We start from the raw sequence: 22,630 nt of genomic DNA, 5'->3' as shown, positions 1-22,630 counted from the left end.
GGATCAGAACATGACCGAACTCGAATTCCAATCGCTGGCGAATGAAGGTTTCAACCGCATTCCGCTGATCGCCGAGGCGCTGGCCGACCTCGAAACGCCGCTTTCGCTTTATCTCAAGCTGGCTCAAACCGAGCGCAATGGCGCCAACTCGTTCCTGCTGGAATCGGTGGTGGGTGGCGAGCGCTTCGGGCGCTACTCGTTTATCGGCTTGCCAGCCCGCACCATGATTCGCGTGCAAAACGGCGTGTCGGAAGTGGTGAAGGACGGCAACGTCATTGAAACAAGTGAAGCTGATCCACTGACGTTTATTGAAGCATTCCAGAAGCGCTTCAAGATTGCGCAGCGCCCGGGACTGCCGCGTTTTTGCGGCGGTCTGGCCGGGTATTTCGGATATGACGCCGTGCGTTATATCGAAAAAAAGCTGGCCCATTCGGCTCCACGCGACGATCTCGGCCTGCCCGATATCCAGTTGCTGCTGACCGAGGAAATGGCGGTTATCGATAACCTCGCCGGCAAGCTCTATCTGATTGTCTACGCCGATCCGACCACGCCCGAAGCCTATACAAAAGCCAAACAGCGCCTGCGCGAATTGCGTGCCCGTTTGCGCACGACCGTGCAGCCGCCAGTGACGTCGGCGAGCGTGCGTACGGAGACGTATCGCGAGTTTGCGAAGGACGATTACCTGAACGCGGTGCGCAAGGCAAAGGAGTACATCGCTGCGGGCGAATTGATGCAGGTTCAGGTAGGCCAGCGGCTGGTGAAGCCGTTCCGCGATAACCCGCTCTCGCTGTATCGCGCGTTGCGTTCGCTGAATCCATCGCCGTATATGTATTACTACAACTTCGGCGGCGAATTTCACGTGGTGGGAGCCTCGCCCGAAATTCTGGTGCGCCAGGAAAAACGCGGCGAGGAACGCATTGTCACCATTCGCCCGCTGGCCGGCACGCGGCCGCGCGGCAACACGCCCGAGCGCGATGCCGAACTCGCGACCGAACTGCTGAACGACCCGAAGGAAGTGGCCGAACACGTGATGCTGATCGATCTGGCGCGTAACGACGTCGGCCGGATTGCGCAGACGGGATCGGTGGTGGTCACGGACAAGCTGGCGATCGAAAAGTATTCGCACGTTCAGCACATCGTGAGTTCGGTCGAGGGCAAGCTGAAACCCGGCACGACGAATTTCGACGTGCTGCGCGCCACCTTCCCCGCCGGCACGCTGTCGGGCGCGCCGAAAGTGCGGGCGATGGAAATCATCGATGAGCTGGAGCCGGTGAAACGCGGCCTGTACGGCGGCGCTTGCGGTTATCTGTCGTTCACGGGCGAGATGGATCTCGCCATCGCGATTCGCACCGGGCTGATCCACAAGGGCAATTTGTATGTGCAGGCCGCAGCGGGCGTGGTCGCGGATTCGGTGCCCGAGTCGGAATGGCAGGAGACGGAGAACAAGGCGCGGGCAGTGCTGCGCGCCGCCGAGCAGGTGCAAGACGGCCTCGATAGCGACTTCTGATCCGGAGACAGACCATGCTGCTGATGATCGACAACTACGATTCGTTCACCTATAACCTGGTCCAGTATTTCGGCGAACTGGGCGAGGATGTGCGGACTTACCGCAACGACGAAATTACCCTCGATGAAATCGCGAAGCTCAATCCCGAGCGGATCTGCCTCTCGCCGGGACCAAGCAATCCGCAACATGCGGGCATCACGCTCGACGTGCTGCGCGAATTTTCCGGAAAGATCCCCATCCTGGGTGTTTGCCTCGGCCATCAGGCCATTGGCGAGGCGTTTGGCGGACGCGTAGTGCGCGCACAAACCATCATGCACGGCAAGGTAAGCACGATCGAAACCGACTGCCGCGGGGTGTTTTCCGATCTGCCGAAACACTTCAGCGTGACGCGTTATCACTCGCTCGCGATCGAACGCGAGTCGCTGCCGGATTGCCTGGAAATATCGGCGTGGACGCCCGATGGTGAAATCATGGGCGTGCGTCACAAGAAACTCGCGGTCGAGGGCGTGCAATTTCACCCGGAATCGATTCTGTCCGAGCACGGCCACGCGCTGCTCGAAAATTTCGTCAAGAGCCCGGCGCAAGGCATTCGCGCGTGAACCGAGATCCGATCATGACTATTACGGCCCAGGAAGCGTTGCAACGGACCATTGAGCATCGCGAGATTTTCCACGACGAAATGCTGCACCTGATGCGCATGATCATGCGCGGCGAAATGTCACCGGTGATGTCCGCCGCGATCATCACGGGTTTGCGCGTGAAGAAGGAAACCATTGGGGAGATCGCGGCGGCGGCGACCGTGATGCGCGAGTTCGCGAATCACGTGAGCGTGCCGGATAGCGAGAATCTCGTTGATATCGTCGGCACCGGAGGCGACGGCTCGCATACCTTCAACATCTCGACAGCCACCATGTTTGTCACGGCGGCCGCCGGCGCGAAGGTTGCGAAGCACGGTGGTCGCGGGGTATCGAGTAAATCGGGCAGCGCTGACGTGCTCGAGGCGCTGGGCGTGAATATCGATCTTCAGCCGGAACAAGTGGCGTCATCCATTGCCGAAACGGGCATGGGTTTCATGTTCGCGCCAAACCATCATCCGGCGATGAAAAACATCGCACCGGTGCGCCGTGAGCTCGGCGTGCGCACCATTTTCAACATCCTCGGTCCGCTGACCAACCCGGCCGGCGCACCGAATCAGTTGATGGGCGTGTTCCATGAAGATCTCGTCGGTATCCAGGTGCGCGTGATGCAGCGCCTGGGAGCCAAGCATGTGCTGGTGGTGTACGGCAAGGACGGCATGGACGAGGTATCGCTGGGCGCGGCAACGGTGGTGGGCGAGCTGCGCAACGGTGAAGTGCTCGAGTATGAGATTCACCCGGAAGACTTCGGCCTGCAGATGGTGTCAAACCGGACGCTGAAGGTGGCGGACGCGCAGGAATCGAAGACCATGCTGCTCGGCGCGCTGAACAACAAGCCGTGCGTCGCGCGCGAAATCGTGACGCTGAATGCGGGCACGGCGCTGTACGCAGCCAACGTGGCGGAATCGATCGCAGCCGGCATGGCGCTGGCGAAAGAGGTGATCGCGAGCGGCCAGGCCCGTGAAAAAGTCGATGAACTTGTGCGCTTCACCCAGCAATTCGCCAAATAACGAGGGCAGGACATGAGTGACATTCTCGAGCGCATCATCGAAGTCAAACGTAGCGAAATTCGCGTCGCGCAGGAAAGCGTGTCGCTGGAGGAATTGCGTTTGCAGGCGAGTACGCGCGACTCGCGCGACTTCGTCGGCGCATTGCGCGCGAAGCACGCCGAGGGGAAGCCGGCGATCATCGCGGAAGTGAAGAAAGCGAGTCCGTCGAAGGGCATATTGCGCGAGAACTTCGTCCCCGCCGATATCGCGAAATCGTATGAACAAGGCGGCGCCGCGTGTTTGTCGGTGCTGACCGATGCGCAGTTCTTCAAGGGCAGTGTCGCGTATCTCGAAGAAGCGCGTGCGGCGTGCAGCCTGCCGGTTCTGCGCAAGGACTTTATCGTCGATGCTTATCAGATCCTGGAAGCCCGCGCGATGGGCGCCGACTGCATTCTGTTGATCGCCGCCGCACTCCAGCCCTCGCAAATGCGCGATCTGGAAGCGTATGCGCATTCGCTCGGCCTGGCGGTGCTCGTGGAAGTTCACGATCGCGACGAACTCGAGCAGTCGCTCACGCTGAAGACGCCGCTGATCGGGGTCAATAATCGCAACCTGCGCACGTTCGAGACGTCGATTGAAACAACGATCGGGATGCTGGACATGGTTCCCGAGGACCGTATAGTGGTGACCGAATCGGGCATTCTGAGCCGCGTCGATGTCGACCGGCTACGCGCCATGGACGTGCAGACGTTCCTGGTCGGCGAAGCGTTCATGCGCGCCGACGACCCCGGTACCGAACTGGCGCGAATGTTCTTCTGACGCTGTTGCACGGAGTTTATTTTGAGTATTGAACGCGAGATCAAACTGGCGCTGCCTACGTCCGAACACGGCGAAATAGCGCAGGACCTGACGCAACGCACCGGTCAGGAAGGTCGCAGGATCCAGCTCACCAACGTCTACTTCGACACCCCGGATCGCGCACTCGCCAAGGCTAAGAGTGCGGTGCGCCTGCGTGGTACGCCGGATCAGTGGTTGCAAACGTACAAGACGGCCGGCGAATCCCAGCAGGGTTTGCACAACCGGCACGAGTGGGAACTGCCGGTTACCGGGGAGGCGCTGGAAATCCCCGCCCTGCTTGAAATCTGCGACGAGGAAAACGCCGCCACCGCGCTCAGCGACGCCGCGCCCGAATTGATCGCCCTGTTCCGCACGGATTTTTCGCGCGTGATCTGGGACGTCGAGATTGACGGTGCGAAGATTGAAGCGGCGCTGGATCTCGGCGAAGTGACGGCTGACGTGGACGGCGAGCGCCGCACCACGCCGATCAGCGAACTCGAACTCGAACTGAAATCCGGCAACGAGAAAGCATTGGACACCCTTGCGGCGCAAATGCGCGGCGCGTTCCTGTATCTCCAGCCCGAAGACGCCAGCAAGGCACGCCGAGGCTACGATCTGTGCGAGCCCAAAGCGGCTGGGTCCAACGGCGGCGTGAAATGAGTCAGGCGTCGCTGTTTGAAACTGAGGCATCGAAAGCCCAACCGTTCGCCTCGCTGGAAAGTCAGTTCGACGCGTTGCCGGCGGACTGGCGCAAACATCTGAAGACCTTCATCGAGAGTCCGCATTACGCCGCGTTGTGCGCGTTCGTCGACGCCGAGCGCGCCGCCGGCAAGACCGTGTATCCCGCCGATGTCTTCCGCGCATTGCGCCTGACTCGTCCCGGCGATGTGAAGGTCGTGATCCTCGGACAAGATCCGTATCACGGCGAAGATCGCGGTGCACCGCAAGCTCACGGCCTGGCGTTTTCGGTGCCGGCGCCGGTTCGGCCGCCGCCATCGCTGAAAAATATTTTCAAGGAAATCAACGCCAGCCTCGGCTTTACAGCGCCCGCTCATGGTTGCCTCGACGCATGGGCGCAGCAAGGCGTGCTGTTGCTGAACACATCACTGACGGTGGAACGCGACAAAGCCGGCAGTCACGCGAAACGTGGCTGGGAGCATTGCACCGACACATTGATTCACGAACTTGCCCTTCGGCACGAGCATCTTGTGTTCATGCTTTGGGGAGCGCATGCGCAGGCGAAACGGGGGTTGATCGCGTCCGCGGTGGCATCCGGGAAAGCGCACTGCGTGCTGGAGGCGCCCCACCCTTCTCCGCTGTCAGCGCATCGCGGCTTTCTGGGCTGCGGGCATTTTGTGGCGGCGAATACGTATCTGGAGCAACACGGGCGACCCGCCATCGACTGGCGTTTGCCCGACGCGCCAGCATAAAAAAACCCGCCGATGTCTCACGACACGGCGGGTTTTTTACAACTGTGCTGCTATTCCAAAAGCTTACAGCGCGGCGATCGAGTCGCGTGCGGTAGCCAAGGCGGCGCCGGCAGCGTCCGGACCCATGTTCAGGCCTTCAGCGAAGATGAAGCTGACGTCTGTCATGCCCAGGAATCCGAGGAACGCCTTCAGATACGGCGTTTGCGAATCGTTCGGCGTACCGCTGTACTTGCCGCCGCGTGCCGACACAACAATCACCTTCTTGCCGGTCACCAGGCCTTCCGGGCCGTTCGCGCCGTACTTGAACGTGATGCCTGCGCGGGCGATCCAGTCGAAGTACGCCTTCAGCTGCGACGAAATGCCAAAGTTGTACATCGGCGCTGCGATCACGACCACATCAGCTGCTTGCAGTTCGGCGATGAGCGCTTCGCTCCTGGCATTAATTGCGCTCTGCTCAGCCGTGCGCTGGTCAGCGGGCGTGAAGAACGCGCCGAGCGTGGCGTCGTTGAGGTGGGGGAGATTGTCGGAGAGAAGATTGCGCACCACCAGCTTCGCGCCCGGATGCGCTTGCTGCAGCTTCACCGACACTTCGTCGGCCAGCAACGTGGATTGGGCGCCTTGCGAGCGGGCTGCGGAATTGATTTGAAGAATGGTCGTCATGATGATTCCTCTGTCTGGTCTGTTGAGTTCGAGCACGGATCGCGCTCTGACAGCACGCATTCTTCTTTTTTACGACGCCGGGAACAAGCTGCGCACTCGTGACGGATTGTTGCAGCAATAGAACAATCCGCCTTTATCACTGCGTTTAGACCTTCAACCTTTCAGCCAGCGTTCGCGCCATTGCTTCGACGGGCCGCTGCCATCGGCGGTAGAAAGCACATAACGCGATACTTCCGGCGGATCGAGCTTGACCTGCGCGACGCGTAGTTCGTCGCGCCGGAATGCGTGCACTTCCACCTTCGCGCCTGGCAAATAGCGCGCAAGCAGCGCGTCGAGATTCGATCCCGTTACGCGCACCCCATCGATTGCGACCAGCACATCTCCCGCCGATAACCCCGCTTTCTGCGCCGCGCTGTTCTCGTGGACAGCCGCGAGCACGCAATCCGCGCCATTGCGAATCCGCGCACCGAACGACGGTTTCGCTGCCGTGCCGTTGGTCGCGACATCGGGCGCGAACTTGATGCCGAAGGGCTCGAACAACGTATCGAGCGGCAGATCGCGCGTGCCGTGGACACCCTCGCGGAAGAGCTTTTTCAAGTCGGCGCCGGTGGCTTCGGCAAACAAGGCTTCCACTTCGCTTTCTTCGATACCCAGCGCCTTGCCGTGATAAAAATCCCGCCCGTAGCGTTGCCACAGCAGCCGCATGACGTCGTCGAGCGACTTCTTGCCTTCGGTTTGCGCGCGGATCGACAGGTCGAAAGCGAGCGCGACAAGCGAACCCTTCTGGTAATAGCTGACGATAGCGTTCGCCGCGTTTTCGTCCTGCCGATAATATTTGACCCACGCGTCGAACGAGCTTTCAGCCACGGTCTGCTTGAGCCGCCCCGACCCGCGCAACACGCCGCCGAGCGTCTTGCCCAGAAGCGAAAAATACTCGCTCGCGCTGATCAGGCCGCTGCGCACGAGCATCAGGTCATCGTAGTAAGAGGTAAAGCCTTCGAACAACCACAGCAGCGACGTGTAATTTTCCTGCGACAGATCGTACGGCGCGAACGCAGCCGGCTTGATGCGCTTCACATTCCACGTATGGAAATATTCGTGGCTGCAAAGGCCAAGATACGTTCGATATCCGTCCGTCACATCCGGCCGCCCGGCAACAGGCAGATCGGCGCGATTGCAGATCAGCGCGGTCGATGCACGATGCTCCAGGCCGCCGTAACCATCGGCGACGGCGACCGTCATGAACACATAGCGATCGACGGGCGCCTTCTTCGTACGCGGCTCGAACAACGCAATTTGCGATTCGCAAACACGCTTGAGGTCGGCTTCCAGGCGGTGCATATCGAGTCCGGTCACGCGGCCTGAGATCGCGATGTCGTGCTTCGCGCCGTGGGCGTCGAAGGAACCGAGCGCGAACTCACCCAGCGTCACGGGGTGATCAATCAGCGCATCGTAGTTGGGTGCTTCATATGTGCCGAAGCCATAGCGCTTCGTGCCGCGCGCCTCGGGCATTGCCGTGGCCACGCGCCAGTTCGCGTATTGCGCGCCCGAAGGCTTTTGAATATCGACGATACACGGCGCCTCCGCCTGCCCTTCCACCGCGAGAAACACGCTCGTGCCGTTGAAAAATCCGATGCTGTCGTCCAGATGTGCCGCGCGCACCGACAGGTCCCAGCCATAGACCTCGTAACGCAGCGTGATCGGGCCATCGTGCGGCGCGGTTTGCCACGCGTGTTTGTCGGTTTTATCGATGGCGAGCTTTCGACCGGCGGCGTTGAACGCCTGCAGCGTGACGATATTGCGGGCGAATTCGCGAATCATGTAACTGCCCGGAATCCACACCGGCAACACGAAACGCTGGCCAGACGGATCGGGTTGCGCGACGGTCAACGTCACTTCGAACAAATGCGCTGCGGGATTTTTCGGAACGATGGTGTAACGGATGGCGTTCATGCGTCGAGGTCCTTTTGTTCTTGTCGCCGGGCGTGATGGTGTGGTCCGGCGTTTAGTGCCTGCGCGGTCTGTGGCGAAACGGGTCGCGCAACTTCATGAAAGCGAAAGAGGCGCGTCGCGCGCCTCTTTCGTCGTTGGTCGACTAATCGACCGCGAATTTCAGTGAACCGCGGACAATTCCTTCTCCAGCCGATCTGCCGGCACCGCGCCGGGCAAACGGCGTCCGTCTGCGAGGAAAACAGTCGGCGTACCGGTCACGTTCATCGACTGGCCAAGCTTCAGGTTCTTGTCGATGGCCGTGGTATCGCAACTGGCAGCAGCTGTGGGTGGCGTGTGGTCGAGCATCCAGCCTTCCCACGCGCCGGACCGATCCTTCGAACACCAGATCGACTTGGACTTGACCGACGAATCCGGCGACAAGACCGGATACAGGAAGGTGTAGACGGTGACGTTATCGACGGACTTGAGCGTGGTTTCCAACTGCTTGCAGTACGGGCAGTTCGGATCGGAGAACACTGCGATCTTGCGCGCGCCCGTGCCCTTCACCACCTTGACCGCGTTCTCGAACGGCAGCTTCGCGAAATCGATCTTGTTCGTTTCTGCAAGACGCGCTTCAGTGAGATTCGTGCGCGTGCGGGTATCGACGAGATCGCCCATCAGCAGATAGTTGCCGGTCGCGTCCGTGTAGACGATCTGCGCCCCGAGATTGACTTCGTAGAGTCCCGGAACCGGCGACTTTTCCACGCTTTTGATATCGGCGTCGCCAATGCGCGATTGCAGCGTGGCCTTGATCTTGTCGGTGGTTTGATCGGCTTGTGCCGCAATACCGATACCAAACACCGCGGCCAACGTGGCAGCGGCGACCAGGGCGCGGCGAAGAGTGATTTTCATTCGAGTTTCCGTCAATCTGAAGTAAGTGGATGTTCTTAGCCAGTCTTAACCAAGCGCCGCGGACACGAGCCAGCGCTTGACAAGCGGTTGTGCACCCACGAGCGCCATGCCTGTGTTGCGCAGCCCGCGAGCGAGCGTGCCGGGCATGGCGAAGAGTTTCTGCAAGCCGTCGCAGGCGAGCGTCAATTTCTGGATGTCCTCGCGACGCGTGCGTTCGTATCGGCGCAGCAAAACAGGGTCGCCGGCCGAACGGAATGCTTCCTTGGCGGCGAGGGTTTCGGCCAGCGCGGCGACATCGCGCAAACCCAGGTTCATGCCCTGGCCCGCCAACGGGTGAATCAGATGCGCAGCGTCGCCCACCAGCGCCACGCGTGGACCGATCAGCCGGTCCACGGTTTGCAGCGCGAGCGGAAAGCCCTGCGCCGGCGTCACGCACTCGAGCGCGCCGAGCATGTTCTGCGTAGCCTTCTCGACTTCCGCCGCGAGCTGGGCGGGATCCAGCTTGAGGAGGGTATCGGCGTGTTCGGTTTTGGCGGACCACACGAGCGAGACGTGATCGCCGGGCAACGGCAATAACGCAATGATCTCGCCATCGCGGAACCACTGGTAAGCCGTCTCGCCATGCGGCTTTTCGCACTTAAAGTTCGCCACTACACCCGTTTGCCGATAATCCCGGCGCAGCATTTTCGCCCCCGTTTGCGCCCGCACCCAGGAATGCGCGCCATCCGCGCCGACCACCAGGTCCGCTTCGAGCGTGTCGCCGTTTGCGAGGGTCAGATGGGCAGCGTCGTCGTGGATGGTCAGGCCCTGAGCGCGCGAATCGATCCACGTCAGGTTCGGCTGGAAACGCAGCGCCGCGTCGAGCGATCGTTCGATCAGCGACGATTCCACGATCCACGCCAATTGCGGCACGGCAGCCTGGAATGCGGAGAAATGCAGCTCGGCGAAGGCGTCGCCGAAAACGCGCATGTCCAGTACCGGCCCGAGCTTGTCGCGCTCCAGCGCCTGCCACACGCGCAGCCGTTCCAGCAGCGCCTGCGAGCTCGACGACAGCGCGTAGATGCGGGAATCGAAGCTGCCGGCGGCGGGCGCGGGCGCAGCGGGCGTTGCCAGCAGCGCCGTGCGCAGGCCGGATTGCGTCAGCGCAAGCGCCGCCGTCTTGCCAACGAGCCCGCCGCCGACCACGACCGTATGAAAATTTCGTGATTGGAAAGTCATATGGCCATTATAGCCGCCGGGGTAGGCCGGGATTCGATGTGCAATGCCGCGTTTCAGCGGGTGCGACACCCTGTGGCTGCCCTTCCCACCCGCCCAGCCAACCCGCCCGTGGCGCTACAATAGCGGTTTTTCCGGCCCGCACGACGTGGCCGCCCGCTATGCGCGTGGGTCCCGGGGCTTGTCCCGGGGGGGTTGGAACCCGCGACACGCGCACCCGGCGTTGAACCACGCGGCGCACGCCGTTTCACCAGTTCGAAGGATTCCATGAGCCTCCAATGCGGCATCGTCGGCTTGCCTAACGTCGGCAAGTCCACACTGTTCAATGCACTGACCAAGGCCGGCATCGCCGCCGAAAACTATCCGTTCTGCACGATCGAGCCGAATGTCGGCGTGGTTGAAGTGCCGGATCCGCGGTTGGCCGCACTCTCGGGAATCGTCAATCCCGAGCGCGTGGTCCCGGCCATTGTTGAATTCGTCGATATCGCGGGCCTCGTGGCCGGCGCGAGCAAAGGCGAAGGCCTGGGCAACAAGTTCCTCGCGAACATTCGCGAAACCGATGCCATCACGCACGTCGTGCGCTGCTTCGAAGACGAAAACGTGATTCACGTCGCGAACAAGATCGACCCGCTCGCGGACATCGAAGTCATCAATACAGAACTGGCGCTGGCGGATTTGGCGACGGTGGAGAAGGCTCATCACCGTTACGCCAAGTCGGCGCGCTCGGGCAATGACAAGGAAGCGGCAAAGCTCGTCCCCTTGCTGGAAAAGATCCAGGCGCAACTCGATCAGGCGAAGCCTGTGCGCGCGCTGGACCTGAGCGAAGACGAGCTGCTGCTGATCAAGCCGCTCTGCCTGATTACGGCCAAGCCGACCATGTACGTGGCGAACGTGAAGGACGATGGCTTCGAAAACAATCCGCATCTGGACGCGGTGCGCAAGCACGCGGAGGCCGAGGGTGCGCCGGTGGTGGCAGTGTGCGCAGCGATCGAAGCGGAAATCGCGGATCTCGACGACGCCGACAAGCAGGAGTTTCTCGCCGATATCGGCATGGAAGAGCCGGGCCTGGATCGCGTGATTCGAGCGGGTTACAAGCTGCTTGGCCTGCAGACGTATTTCACGGCGGGAGTGAAGGAAGTGCGGGCGTGGACGATTCATATCGGCGACACCGCGCCTCAGGCCGCCGGTGCCATTCACACGGACTTCGAGCGCGGGTTCATTCGCGCGCAGACGATCGCCTTCGATGACTTCGTCGCGTTCAAGGGCGAGCAAGGCGCGAAGGAAGCCGGGAAGATGCGGGCCGAAGGGAAGGAATATGTCGTGCACGACGGCGACGTGATGAATTTCCTGTTTAACGTCTGATGTAATAAATCGTCGTTTGAGGTTGTTATTAAAAGCGGAGTCCCTGATAAAAGGATTCCGCTTTTTTATTGCATCGCGCCGGCCGCCCTGCTCCCCAACCGCGCGCAACCCACCTTGGGCGGTGACCATGAAGACCGAACTGATTTACTCATTGACGGAGCATTTCGAGGGGCACGCTCAGCAGACCAACAGCGGCGTTGAATTCTGGCTTGCTCGCGACCTTCACTGCACCGCCTCGTTCGCCTACGCCTGCTCCGCCCCGAACAAATCCGACCTCGATAAGCACCAGACCTATCGTAATCATGACGGCGAAACCGTCCACTTCCCCGCGCATTCGCGTTCGGGCAAAGCCCCGGACGGCGCCACCGCCCGATGCCGCGACGGCACGTGGAGCTTCAGCCGCCATCGCAGCGGCACGTGTTCGCGCCACGGCGGCGTCGCGGCCTGGCGCCGAGAACACGCGGCGTCGATGTCAAAGCAGATAAACGCCCGCCGGACAGCCATATTCATCGAAGTACAATGTCGTCACTTCCCGCGCGCTGCGGGAAACGCATTGCCGCGTACCGAATCCAGGGGTTTTCCGGCGGAGACTTAAGAACCGAAATCCGTCCGGCCGAAGCCCGCCGTAAAACCGAAAACCGCAAACCTCAAGACAACCGAATCCGCAAATGGCCCAATACGTCTTCACCATGAACCGCGTCGGCAAGATCGTGCCGCCCAAGCGCCAGATCCTGAAAGACATCTCGCTGTCGTTTTTCCCCGGCGCCAAGATCGGCCTGCTCGGCCTGAACGGTTCCGGCAAGTCGACCCTGATCCGCATCATGGCGGGCGTCGACAAGGAAATCGAAGGCGAAGCCACACCGATGCCGAACCTGAACATCGGCTACTTGCCGCAGGAACCGCAACTCGATCCGCAGCAAACCGTACGCGAAGCCGTTGAAGACGGCCTCGGCGAAGTCTTCAGCGCGCAGAAAAAGCTCGACGCCATCTATGCGGCCTACGCCGAACCCGACGCCGACTTCGACGCCCTCGCCGCCGAGCAAGCCAAATACGAAGCCATCCTCGCGACCAGCGACGGCGGCACGCCCGAGCAACAACTCGAAGTCGCCGCCGACGCACTGCGCCTGCCCGCGTGGGACGCGAAAATCGAACACTTGTCGGGCGGCGAAAAGCGTCGTGTGGCGCTTTGCAAGCTGCTGCTGCAAAAACCCGACATGCTGCTGCTCGACGAACCGACCAACCACCTGGACGCCGAATCCGTGGACTGGCTCGAACAATTCCTGACGCGCTACCCGGGCACAGTCGTGGCGGTCACCCACGATCGCTATTTCCTCGATAACGCCGCCGAATGGATTCTCGAACTCGACCGCGGCCACGGCATTCCGTGGAAGGGCAACTACAGCAGCTGGCTCGACCAGAAGCAGGACAGGCTGAAACAGGAAGAATCGACGGAATCCGCGCGCCAAAAAGCGCTGAAAAAAGAACTGGAATGGGTGCGCCAGAATCCGAAGGGACGCCAGGCGAAATCGAAGGCGCGTATCGCTCGCTTCGAGGAACTCAACAGTCAGGAATACCAGAAACGCAATGAAACGCAGGAAATCTTCATCCCTGTCGGCGACCGGTTGGGCAATGAAGTGATCGAGTTCAAGAACGTGAGCAAGGCATACGGCGACCGCCTCCTGATCGATAACCTGAACATGAAGATCCCGGCCGGCGCGATTGTCGGAATCATCGGGCCAAATGGCGCGGGGAAATCCACGTTGTTCCGCATGCTGACGGGTAAGGAGCAGCCAGATTCGGGCGAAATCGTCACGGGGCCAACCGTCAAGCTGGCGTACGTGGATCAAAGCCGCGACGCGCTCAATGCCAACAAGACTGTGTTCGAAGAGATTTCGGGCGGCGCGGACGTGCTGACGGTCGGCAAGTACGAAACGCCGTCACGGGCGTATATCGGCCGGTTCAACTTCAAGGGCGGCGATCAGCAAAAGACTGTCGGCGCGCTCTCGGGCGGTGAACGCGGCCGCCTGCATCTGGCCAAGACGCTGATTGAAGGCGGCAACGTGCTGCTGCTGGACGAGCCGTCGAACGACCTGGACGTCGAAACGCTGCGCGCGCTCGAAGACGCGTTGCTGGAATTCGCGGGATCGGTGATGGTGATTTCGCACGATCGCTGGTTCCTTGACCGGATCGCGACGCACATCATTGCGTTCGAAGGTGATTCACAAGTGACCTTCTTTGACGGCAACTATCAAGAGTACGAAGCCGACAAGCGCAATCGTCTGGGCGAGGAAGCGGCCAAGCCAAAACGCCTGCGCTATAAGCCGATCGTCCGGTAAGCACGGCCAGCGGGGCCAACAACAACGCACCGGATCGCCGCCCGCAGGGGCGGCCTGGATGGGGGACATCGGGATGGCGGGTACGAAGGCGCGACGCGTGGCGCTGTGGGCGGGCGCAGTCATCGCGGTGTTGCTGTTGGCAGTCGTCGGCGGCGGGTTGTTCGTCGCGCATGAAATGAAGGCGCGTGTGCTCGAAACGCTGGGGCCGCTCGGCTCGGTGGAGGACATCGATGTCGGGTATGCGCGTATTACGCTGAGCCACGTGCGCCTGCGGGGCCCGCAGGGCTGGCCCACGGACGACACGCTGCGCGCCGAACGCGTGACGGTGAACGTCGATATGCGCGCCCTCCTGAGCCACCGCGTGCATCTGCAACATGTGACGGTGGACGGCTTTTATCTCTCCGTCGCCCGTCTCCCCGATGGCAGAATCGAGTTGCTACCGAATCTGCGCCAGTCGACGCGCGAGGCCCAGGCGGGTTCAAGCGAAGCCGCGGCACACGCGCAGGAAGACCGGCTGATCGATCACGTCACGTTTGAGCGCGGCGCGATGGAGTTCTTCGATGAATCCGTGCAAACACCGCCGTACAAGGTCCTGATTTCCGACGCGCGAGCCAACGTCGATAACCTACATCTTCCCGCGCTCGCCGAGCCAACCAAGCTCGACATGAGCGGGTCGATCAAAGGACCGTCCCACACGGGCACGGTCACGTTCAACGGCTGGATGAAAATAGCGAGCAGGGATTCGCAGACGCACACGACGTTGCGCAATGTCGATATCGCGACGCTCGATCCGTATCTGCTGAAGAAAGCGGGCGCGAAGACCACTGTCACGGGCGGCACGCTCGATCTCACGCTCGACGCGACCGTGCACAACTACCAGATCCACGCGCCGGGTTCGGTCACGCTGAACCGGCTGCAACTATCGGACGACGGCAATCCGCTCGACACTTTCCTCACCATTCCGACCAAGATCGCGATCGCCGCGCTGAAGAATCACGATCAGATCAAGCTGGATTTCGAACTCGACGGCGATCTGCGCGACCCCAAGTTCTCGCTCAACGAGAGCCTGATGAAAAAGCTTGCGGCGGGCTTCGCGAAGGCGGTCGGCGTGAACCCCGAAGGCGTGGCTAAAAACACCGGTGGCGTGCTCAAGAGCATCGGCGACACGCTCAAGAACCTGTTCGGAAAATGATTACACGGGCAAACCGAGCGCTCTTAAGCGCGCTTCGGTCTGCTCGGCATTCGTGTGATGCACCGCGTTCCAGCCAAGCGCGGTGGCGGCACGAATATTCTTCGCGTTGTCATCGATAAAAACGACTTCCTGCGGCTGAATGCCCGGAAGATGTTTTTCGATTTCAGTCCACATCAGCGCGAAAATCGCCGGATCGGGTTTGGCGACCAGCACACGGCCCGACACCACCACTTCGCGAAACCGCTGCAGCACCGGGAATCGCTCCCACGCCCAGGGAAAGGTTTCGGCGGACCAGTTGGTGAGCCCGAACAGCGGCACGTCCGCAGCTTCGAGCTTGTCGACCAGCGCCACGCCTTCTTCCAGCACGCCCGCCACCATTTCCTGCCAGCGCTCGTAAAACGCGCGGATCAGGGCCTCGTGCTCGGGGAACCTGGCAATCAGTTCAGCATTGCCGTCGGCGATGGTTTGCCCCGCGTCCTGCTGCAGCACCCAGTCCGACACGACCACGTTGTCCATGAACCAGCGCCGTTCGGTGGCATCGGGAATCAGCCGGCTGTACACATACTCGGGATTCCAGTCGATCAGCACGCCGCCGAAATCGAACACCACTGCCTTGATCGCCATGCGTTTTTCGCTCCGTTCAGATTGCCTGCGTGCGTTTTTCGAGCCACGCCTTCGCCGCACCCGAGACATGCGGCGAAACGCGTTCGAGGACCGTCGCGTGATAGTCGTTGAGCCACGCGCGTTCATCGTCGCGCAGCAGGGTCAGGTCGATGCAGCGTGTGTCGACAGGACACAGCGTCAGCGTTTCGAACTTGAGGAAATCGCCGAATTCGGTCTTGCCGGCGGGCTCGTTCATCACGAGGTTTTCAATGCGGATACCCCATTTCCCCGGCCGATAAAGCCCCGGTTCAATCGAGGTGATCATGCCGTCTTCCATCGCCGTGTACGGCTCGGCCGGCGCGTAGTGCGAGATGACCTGCGGGCCTTCATGCACATTCAGGAAATAACCGACGCCATGCCCCGTGCCGTGGCCGTAATCCGCACCTGCTTCCCAGATGGGCGCGCGAGCGATGGCATCGAGCATGGGTGAACGAATGCCGCGCGGGAAATGCGCCCGCGACAACGCAATGGTCCCCTTCAGCACAATCGTGAAATCGCGTTTGTGCTCAGCCGTAATCGTGCCAATAGGCACCACGCGCGTGATGTCGGTCGTACCGCTCAGGTATTGGCCGCCCGAATCGATCAACAGCAAGCCATTGCCTTCGATCACCGAATGCGAGGCTTCGGTCGCGCGGTAATGCGGCATCGCGCCGTTCGCATTGAAGCCGGCGATAGTCGCAAAGCTCAACGTCACAAAACCCGGTCGACGTGCACGCGCGGCCGTCAGTTTTTCGTCGATGGTGAGTTCCGTGATCGTCTCGCGCCCGAGCGCATCTTCGAACCATGCGAAGAATTCCGCCAGCGCCGCGCCGTCCTGTTCCATGGTCGCGCGGATGTGTGCGGCGTCGGCAGCGGTCTTGCGTGACTTGGCGAATGTCGACGGGTTCACCGCTTCCACGATCTTCACTTCAGCCGGCACTTTCGCAAGCGAGCCGAACGTGATCCGGCGCGGATCGATAAGCAGCGTGGAACCGGCCGGCAACGTAGCAAGAGCATTCGCGACGGCGGAATACGGCTCAACCCGCACGTTCTCCTTCAGCAACGAAGCCTTCAGGTCAGCGGAAATCTTGCCGTCACCGACAAACAATGCGGCGTCATCCAGTCCGATCAACGCGTGCGCAACGAACACGGGGTTATAGGTGACATCGGCGCCGCGCAGATTGAACAGCCACGCAAGATCGTCGAGCGTCGAGATGAAATGCCACTGCGCACCCTTCTCGCGCATGACGCGCCGCACTTCCGCCAGTTTCTCCGGACGTGCGACGCTCGCTTGGGGCGCGACGTGTTCGTACACACTCTCCGACGGCAAACCCGGCCGCTCGGGCCAGACGGCATCGAGCAGGTCCAGATCCGTGCGCAACACGATCCCGCGCTCCGTCAGCGCATCTTTCAGCGTCCGCGCCGCCGCTACGCCGAGCACGGCGCCATCGACCGCCACCGTCTCGCCGGCCGCCACGTTCGCGGCGAGCCAGTCCACGTGCGGCGCGGATTGCTGTCCGGCCATCATCTTCATCAACGCGATTCCCGTGCCGGCCAGTTGCGCCTCGGCCTGCGTCCAATAACGGCTGTCAACCCACACGCCGGCGAAATCGGCCGTCACGACCAGCGTTCCGACCGAGCCAGTGAACCCTGAGAGCCACTGCCGCCCCTGCCAGTGTTCCGGCAAGTACTCGGAGATGTGCGGATCCGACGACGGCACCAGCACGGCAGCGAGCACCTCACGCGCCATGGCGCCACGCAGCAATTCGATACGCCGGGCGAAAGTCTGGCCATCGGGGGAATTCAGTCGATCGTTCATGGAGTCACCTGCAGAATTTTGTTACGTCGAACCTTCTGTTACGTCGAACCATAAGATCACCAACGGTCAACGGGATATCAGCGACGCGCCGCCAGACCTACGGTAACGGTCACGGCGACCAGCGCGAACAGCACGCACACGAGCCATTCGAGAGAATCGCCATCGTGGAATGCGCCGGTGATATTGCCGAGCATTTTCGCGACCATCGCCGCCACCACGCCCGCAAGTCCGGCCGCCCATATCCGGCCGAACGGTCTTGAGACCGACCGCCGCAGCGGATGCAGCCATCCGGCAGCCAGCCCGACCACCAAACCGAGAAATACGATCCCAGGCCACCCCATTAGCAGCGCATTCCAGTGGAATTAAGACTAAACCTATGGGTTGAATCGGATCGGTGAACTAGCATTTTCGGTTCTGTAAACCTAGAAGGTCTGGATGGCGTTTGCAGCGTAGCGACTGAGTTTAGGGGCCTGGAATGGCGATGGCAAGCAAGTGCCGCGCCGCCCGGCCGGCCCTCAGCGCGCGCGGCGACGTCGGAAATCATGCGAATCGCCATTATTGACGCGGACGTCCATCACGCCGCACTCATCCGCCGGACGCTAGTCCTGGACGGCCATTTCTGCCACTTCTTCCCCACGGCGCCCGTGTTGCTGGATCGAATGAGGCACGACACATTCGACCTGCTGATCGCCGCCAATGAAACGCGCGACATGATCGGCGCGGAAATCATCGAACGCGTGCGGCAACTGGCGCCACAGCTTCCCATTGTGTTGATCGCGGCAAGCCAGAACGAGTCGGACATGGTCGCCTGCCTGAAAGCTGGCGCCGACGATTGCGTCGCCAAGCCTGTCCGCTGCACCGAACTGGCCGCCCGCGTGGAAGTGCTGGCGCGCCGAAGCGCGGTTCGCACGCCCGTTGCCGAGCACTTCGGCGAATATCGGTTCAATGTTTCGGAATTGAGCGTGAGTTTCGCGGATCAGCACGTCCTGCTCACGCCGAAGGAATTCCGCTTCGCCCGGCTACTCTTCACGAACCAGTCGCGTGCCGTGTCGCGGGCGCACATCATGGAAGTGATGTGGCCGCGTGGGAGCGACATGGCGTCGCGGACGCTGGATACCCACGCGTCCCGTCTGCGCACGAAGTTGAATCTCCGCCCGGACAACGGTTACCGGTTGACGCCGCTCTACGGCTACGGTTACCAGGTGGACCGGATTGAAGCGGACTGTGTTCCAGGTGGCTTATCTGGCATAGGTTTCCAGGCTGGGACTGAAGAAATTCGTGAAAGGCTATAATATCGGGCTAAATTCCAAGGTATCCAAGGCCATCGGATCAGGCCCATAACATGCAGCTCCTCGCGATCGGAATCAACCACCACACTGCGCCTGTCGCGTTGCGCGAACGCGTGGCGTTTCCGCTCGAACAGATCAAACCGGCGCTCGGCGCGCTGAAAGACCTGTGGTTGGGGCCGCTGGGGAAAGCGGCGCCGGAGGCTGCGATCCTGTCCACGTGCAACCGCACCGAGCTGTATTGCGCCACCGACGACAAAGCCGCACGCGACGCCGCCATCCACTGGCTGTCCAAGTATCACAACCTGCCGGTGTCCGAACTCGCGCCGCACGTCTACGCGCTGCCGCAATCCGAAGCAGTGCGGCATGCGTTTCGCGTCGCCTCGGGGCTTGACTCCATGGTGCTCGGCGAGACGCAGATCGTCGGCCAGATGAAGGACGCGGTGCGCACGGCGTCGGAAGCCGGCGCGCTCGGCACCTATCTGAACCAGTTGTTCCAGCGCACCTTCGCCGTTGCAAAGGAAGTGCGCACAACCACTGAAATTGGGGCGCAATCGGTTTCCATGGCTGCGGCGGCCGTGCGTCTCGCCCAGCGCATCTTCGAAAACATTTCGGGCCAGCGCGTGCTGTTCATTGGCGCAGGTGAAATGATCGAGTTGTGCGCGACGCACTTTGCCGCGCAAAAGCCGCGCGAACTTGTGGTCGCGAACCGCACCGCCGAACGCGGCGAAAAGCTCGCTGAACGCTTCAACGGCCGTTCCATTCCCCTCTCCGAATTGCCCGCGCGCATGCACGAGTTCGACATCATCGTGTCGTGCACGGCATCCACGTTGCCGATCATCGGGCTTGGCGCAGTGGAACGGGCCGTCAAGGCGCGCCGCCACCGGCCAATTTTCATGGTCGATCTCGCCGTGCCACGCGACATCGAACCCGAAGTGGGCAAGCTGCAAGACGTATTCCTCTATACCGTCGACGACCTCGGCGCGATTGTTCGTGAAGGCAGCGCGTCCCGGCAAGCGGCGGTGGCGCAGGCGGAATCGATCATCGACACCCGTGTGCAGAATTTCATGCAATGGCTCGATGCACGCAGCATCGTGCCGGTGATTCGCCACATGCATACGCAGGCCGACGCCCTGCGCCGCGCCGAAGTCGAACGCGCCCGCAAGATGCTCGCGCGTGGCGACGACCCGGCGGCGGTGCTAGAAGCGCTGTCGCAGTCGCTGACCAACAAGCTGATCCACGGCCCCACGCACGCGCTCAGCCGTGCCAGCCACGAGAATCGCGACCAGCTCATCGACCTGATGGGCGGGCTTTACAAGCACGGCCACCCGTCCGGGTCGAACGAGCCGTCCGATCCGTCGGACACTTAGCGCCCCTCTCTCGTCTCTTCTGCAGTTGCGCCGCATGTGAGCATCTTTGCGGTTGCGTTCCTGATCGCTGTCTTCTCCGGAGCTTCGCTCCAGCCTTCCATGAAAACGAGCATGCAAAACAAGCTCGACCAGCTCACTACCCGGCTGGCCGAACTCAATGACCTGATGAGCCGCGAAGATGTGACCGCCGATATGGATCAGTATCGGAAGATCACGCGGGAAAACGCCGAGATCGGGCCGGTCGTGGAGCAATACGCGTTGTGGCGGCAAGCGTCGAACGACGAAACCACCGCCATGGAGCTGCTCTCCGACCCGTCCATGCGCGATTTCGCCGAAGAGGAAATTGGCGAGGCGCGCGAGCGGATGGCGGCCATCGAGCGGGACCTGCAAGCCATGTTGCTGCCGAAAGATCCTAACGATGACCGCAATATCTTCATCGAAATCCGTGCAGGCACGGGCGGCGACGAATCCGCGCTGTTCGCGGGCGACTTGCTGCGCATGTATCTTCGATACGCCGAGCGCAATCGCTGGACGGTCGAAATGATGTCGGAAAGCGTCTCCGATCTCGGCGGTTATAAAGAAGTGATCGTGCGGATCGCGGGCCTGAACGTGTACTCGAAGCTGAAGTTCGAATCGGGCGGGCATCGGGTGCAGCGGGTGCCGGCGACCGAAACGCAAGGGCGTATCCACACGTCGGCTTGCACGGTGGCGGTGATGCCCGAAGCCGATGAAATCGGCGAAGTGGTGATCAATCCGGCTGACTTGCGTATCGATACGTTTCGCGCTTCCGGTGCGGGCGGCCAGCACATCAACAAAACTGATTCGGCCGTGCGCGTGACGCATTTGCCGACGGGAATTGTCGTGGAATGCCAGGACGACCGCTCGCAGCACAAGAACAAGGATCGCGCGCTGAAGGTGCTCGCCGCGCGGATCATGGACAAGCAGAATCAGGAGCAGCACGCGAAGGAAGCGGCCACGCGCAAGAGCCTGATCGGCTCGGGTGATCGCTCGGAACGGATTCGCACGTATAACTTTCCGCAGGGGCGGATGACCGATCACCGGATCAACCTGACGCTCTATAAGCTCGATGCAATCATGGATGGCGATATTGACGAACTCGTCGCCGCGCTCGTCAGCGAACATCAGGCCGAGTTGCTGGCGGCACTGGGCGATTCGGAATGACGACGGTTGCCGCGTTATTGCACGCGTCCGCGCTGCCCGCGCTCGAAACGCGGATCCTGCTCGAGCACGTGCTCGGCTGGCGGCGGACCGAACTGATCACACGCGATGACGAGGAACTGGCCGAGCAAAGCGTCGGGCGCTTCGAAGCGCTGGCACGCCGGCGCGCGGCGGGCGAACCGATCGCTCAGCTCGTGGGCACGCGGGAATTTTTCGGGCTTGAGTTCGAGGTCACGCCGGATGTGCTGATTCCGCGGCCGGAAACGGAGCTGCTGGTAGAAATTGCGCTTGAACAGATGTCGGGAATCGAAGCGCCGCGTGTACTCGATCTCGGCACGGGCAGCGGCGCGATCGCGGTGGGAATTGCTTTTGCTCGCGACGATGCCCGGGTCTGGGCAGTCGACCGATCGGCTGAAGCGCTGGCCGTAGCCGCCCGCAACGCATCTCGGTTGCTCAGCCCTGAGCGCAAGATCACCCTGCTGAAAAGCAACTGGACGGATGCACTCGAACCCGCGCTGCGCTTCGAAGTGATCGTGAGCAATCCGCCGTACATCGCGCAAAACGATCCGCATTTGTCCGAAGGCGATCTGCGCTTCGAACCGCGCACAGCACTCACCGATGAAGCCGACGGGCTCGCCGCGATCCGCGCCATCATCCAGACCGCGCCGTTTTTCCTGGCGACCGGCGGCTCGCTCTGGCTCGAACATGGCTACGATCAGGCCGCAGACGTACGCGCGCAGCTGACGGCGCGCGGCTTTTCAGACGTACGATCGGAGCGCGACCTGGCCGGTATCGAGCGTGTAAGCGGAGGGTTTTTCACGGCCTGATGCACGCGTCAAGCGACTGCAAACGGGTCACAAGACGTCCCAACCGCTTTCAGCCACCCAGATTGAAATCCGCTATCATTTCAGCTTGTTAGCGCGTGAAATTTCGCTTGAAGCAGCGCATCCCTCACCGCTCTACCCAAAATCAACCCGCATTACAACGCCTCGCAGGAAAGACCATGGATACGCAAGAACGCATCAAGCAAATCGTCGAAGGAGCACCCGTCGTGCTGTTCATGAAGGGCACCGCGCAGTTCCCCATGTGCGGTTTCTCCGGCCGCGCCATCCAGGTCCTGAAGGCTTGCGGCGTGACCGATATCAAGACGGTCAATGTCCTCGAAGACGAAGGCGTCCGCCAGGGCATCAAGGAATTTTCCAACTGGCCAACCATTCCGCAGCTTTACGTGAACGGCGAGTTCATCGGCGGCTCGGACATCATGATGGAAATGTACGAATCCGGTGAGCTGCAACAATTGTTCGCAGCTGCCTGAGATTGTCCGTCG

General features: G+C 61.4%; 21 protein-coding genes and 1 pseudogene. 15 read left to right on the top strand and 7 right to left on the bottom strand.

Annotation, left to right across the window (positions count from 1 at the left end; genetic code table 11):
* Positions 1–10: 10 nt before the first annotated feature.
* Genes trpE through ABH944_RS40580 form a run of 6 tightly spaced genes read left to right on the top strand, consistent with a single transcriptional unit; the run spans position 11 to position 5,398 of the window.
* Positions 11–1,507: an anthranilate synthase component I gene (gene trpE, locus ABH944_RS40605; RefSeq protein ID WP_404614233.1), complete on the top strand. Its 1,497-nt coding sequence runs from the start codon at positions 11–13 to the stop codon at positions 1,505–1,507.
* 14 nt (positions 1,508–1,521) lie between these two features.
* Positions 1,522–2,106 (top strand): aminodeoxychorismate/anthranilate synthase component II, encoded by a 585-nt coding sequence (locus ABH944_RS40600; protein WP_404614231.1) that lies wholly within the window; start codon positions 1,522–1,524, stop codon positions 2,104–2,106.
* Between the two features lie 14 nt (positions 2,107–2,120).
* Entirely contained in the window at positions 2,121–3,152 is a 1,032-nt protein-coding gene (trpD, locus tag ABH944_RS40595) for an anthranilate phosphoribosyltransferase (protein WP_404614229.1), read from the top strand.
* Between the two features lie 12 nt (positions 3,153–3,164).
* Positions 3,165–3,950 carry an indole-3-glycerol phosphate synthase TrpC gene (gene trpC, locus ABH944_RS40590; RefSeq protein ID WP_404614227.1) on the top strand — a complete coding sequence of 262 codons (786 nt, stop codon included), beginning with the start codon at positions 3,165–3,167 and terminating at the stop codon, positions 3,948–3,950.
* Positions 3,951–3,971: 21 nt separating this feature from the next.
* Positions 3,972–4,628: a CYTH domain-containing protein gene (locus ABH944_RS40585; RefSeq protein WP_404614225.1), complete on the top strand. Its 657-nt coding sequence runs from the start codon at positions 3,972–3,974 to the stop codon at positions 4,626–4,628.
* A complete protein-coding gene (locus ABH944_RS40580; RefSeq protein WP_404614223.1) occupies positions 4,625–5,398 on the top strand; it encodes a uracil-DNA glycosylase in 774 nt (257 codons plus the stop codon). The genes ABH944_RS40585 and ABH944_RS40580 overlap by 4 nt, the downstream gene beginning before the upstream one ends.
* A gap of 63 nt (positions 5,399–5,461) precedes the next feature.
* Here ABH944_RS40580 and ABH944_RS40575 read toward each other — a convergent pair whose 3' ends face one another.
* The 4 genes from ABH944_RS40575 to ABH944_RS40560 form a co-directional block, all read right to left on the bottom strand.
* Positions 5,462–6,058 (bottom strand): FMN-dependent NADH-azoreductase, encoded by a 597-nt coding sequence (locus tag ABH944_RS40575; RefSeq protein ID WP_062090273.1) that lies wholly within the window; start codon positions 6,056–6,058, stop codon positions 5,462–5,464.
* Positions 6,059–6,211: 153 nt separating this feature from the next.
* Positions 6,212–8,011 (bottom strand): M61 family metallopeptidase, encoded by a 1,800-nt coding sequence (locus ABH944_RS40570; protein WP_404614221.1) that lies wholly within the window; start codon positions 8,009–8,011, stop codon positions 6,212–6,214.
* A 159-nt stretch (positions 8,012–8,170) separates the two neighbouring features.
* Positions 8,171–8,902: a DsbC family protein gene (locus ABH944_RS40565; RefSeq protein ID WP_404614219.1), complete on the bottom strand. Its 732-nt coding sequence runs from the start codon at positions 8,900–8,902 to the stop codon at positions 8,171–8,173.
* A 45-nt stretch (positions 8,903–8,947) separates the two neighbouring features.
* Positions 8,948–10,189: a UbiH/UbiF family hydroxylase gene (locus ABH944_RS40560; RefSeq protein WP_404614217.1), complete on the bottom strand. Its 1,242-nt coding sequence runs from the start codon at positions 10,187–10,189 to the stop codon at positions 8,948–8,950.
* 195 nt (positions 10,190–10,384) lie between these two features.
* On the opposite strand from ABH944_RS40560, the gene ychF reads away from it, so the two are divergent.
* The 4 genes and pseudogenes from ychF to ABH944_RS40540 all read left to right on the top strand — a co-directional run bounded on the left by ychF (position 10,385) and on the right by ABH944_RS40540 (position 15,007).
* A complete protein-coding gene (gene ychF / locus ABH944_RS40555) occupies positions 10,385–11,479 on the top strand; it encodes a redox-regulated ATPase YchF (protein WP_404614215.1) in 1,095 nt (364 codons plus the stop codon).
* Positions 11,480–11,711: 232 nt separating this feature from the next.
* Positions 11,712–11,927 (top strand): annotated as a pseudogene (locus tag ABH944_RS40550) (DUF3761 domain-containing protein); the annotation flags it as partial.
* A 220-nt stretch (positions 11,928–12,147) separates the two neighbouring features.
* A complete protein-coding gene (ettA, locus tag ABH944_RS40545; protein ID WP_097265507.1) occupies positions 12,148–13,815 on the top strand; it encodes an energy-dependent translational throttle protein EttA in 1,668 nt (555 codons plus the stop codon).
* Positions 13,816–13,888: 73 nt separating this feature from the next.
* Complete coding sequence (locus tag ABH944_RS40540; protein WP_404614255.1) at positions 13,889–15,007, top strand: DUF748 domain-containing protein; 1,119 nt, start codon at positions 13,889–13,891, stop codon at positions 15,005–15,007.
* On the opposite strand, the gene ABH944_RS40535 is transcribed toward ABH944_RS40540, so the two are convergent.
* The 3 genes from ABH944_RS40535 to ABH944_RS40525 all read right to left on the bottom strand — a co-directional run bounded on the left by ABH944_RS40535 (position 15,008) and on the right by ABH944_RS40525 (position 17,809).
* Positions 15,008–15,631, bottom strand: a complete 624-nt coding sequence (locus ABH944_RS40535) for an HAD family hydrolase (protein WP_404614212.1) — start codon at positions 15,629–15,631, stop codon at positions 15,008–15,010. It lies immediately after the preceding gene.
* Positions 15,632–15,647: 16 nt separating this feature from the next.
* Positions 15,648–17,468, bottom strand: a complete 1,821-nt coding sequence (locus ABH944_RS40530) for an aminopeptidase P family protein (protein WP_404614210.1) — start codon at positions 17,466–17,468, stop codon at positions 15,648–15,650.
* Positions 17,469–17,545: 77 nt separating this feature from the next.
* The gene (locus ABH944_RS40525) at positions 17,546–17,809 is read right to left on the bottom strand and encodes a hypothetical protein (protein WP_404614208.1); all 264 of its coding nucleotides are present in this window, start codon (positions 17,807–17,809) and stop codon (positions 17,546–17,548) included.
* A gap of 201 nt (positions 17,810–18,010) precedes the next feature.
* On the opposite strand from ABH944_RS40525, the gene ABH944_RS40520 reads away from it, so the two are divergent.
* The 5 genes from ABH944_RS40520 (at position 18,011) to grxD (ending at position 22,618) form a co-directional block, all read left to right on the top strand.
* Entirely contained in the window at positions 18,011–18,760 is a 750-nt protein-coding gene (locus tag ABH944_RS40520) for a response regulator transcription factor (protein ID WP_404614206.1), read from the top strand.
* A 50-nt stretch (positions 18,761–18,810) separates the two neighbouring features.
* On the top strand, positions 18,811–20,124 hold the full coding sequence (gene hemA / locus ABH944_RS40515) for a glutamyl-tRNA reductase (protein ID WP_404614204.1): 1,314 nt from the start codon (positions 18,811–18,813) through the stop codon (positions 20,122–20,124).
* A 99-nt stretch (positions 20,125–20,223) separates the two neighbouring features.
* On the top strand, positions 20,224–21,306 hold the full coding sequence (prfA, locus tag ABH944_RS40510) for a peptide chain release factor 1 (protein WP_062090309.1): 1,083 nt from the start codon (positions 20,224–20,226) through the stop codon (positions 21,304–21,306).
* Complete coding sequence (gene prmC / locus ABH944_RS40505; protein ID WP_404614202.1) at positions 21,303–22,130, top strand: peptide chain release factor N(5)-glutamine methyltransferase; 828 nt, start codon at positions 21,303–21,305, stop codon at positions 22,128–22,130. The genes prfA and prmC overlap by 4 nt, the downstream gene beginning before the upstream one ends.
* 176 nt (positions 22,131–22,306) lie before the next feature.
* The gene (gene grxD, locus ABH944_RS40500; RefSeq protein ID WP_047898391.1) at positions 22,307–22,618 is read left to right on the top strand and encodes a Grx4 family monothiol glutaredoxin; all 312 of its coding nucleotides are present in this window, start codon (positions 22,307–22,309) and stop codon (positions 22,616–22,618) included.
* Positions 22,619–22,630 lie beyond the last annotated feature (12 nt).

The sequence above is a fragment of the Caballeronia udeis genome, from assembly GCF_044909315.1.
GTDB lineage: Bacteria > Pseudomonadota > Gammaproteobacteria > Burkholderiales > Burkholderiaceae > Caballeronia > Caballeronia udeis_A.
This window is presented reverse-complemented; position numbering and strand designations above follow the sequence as displayed.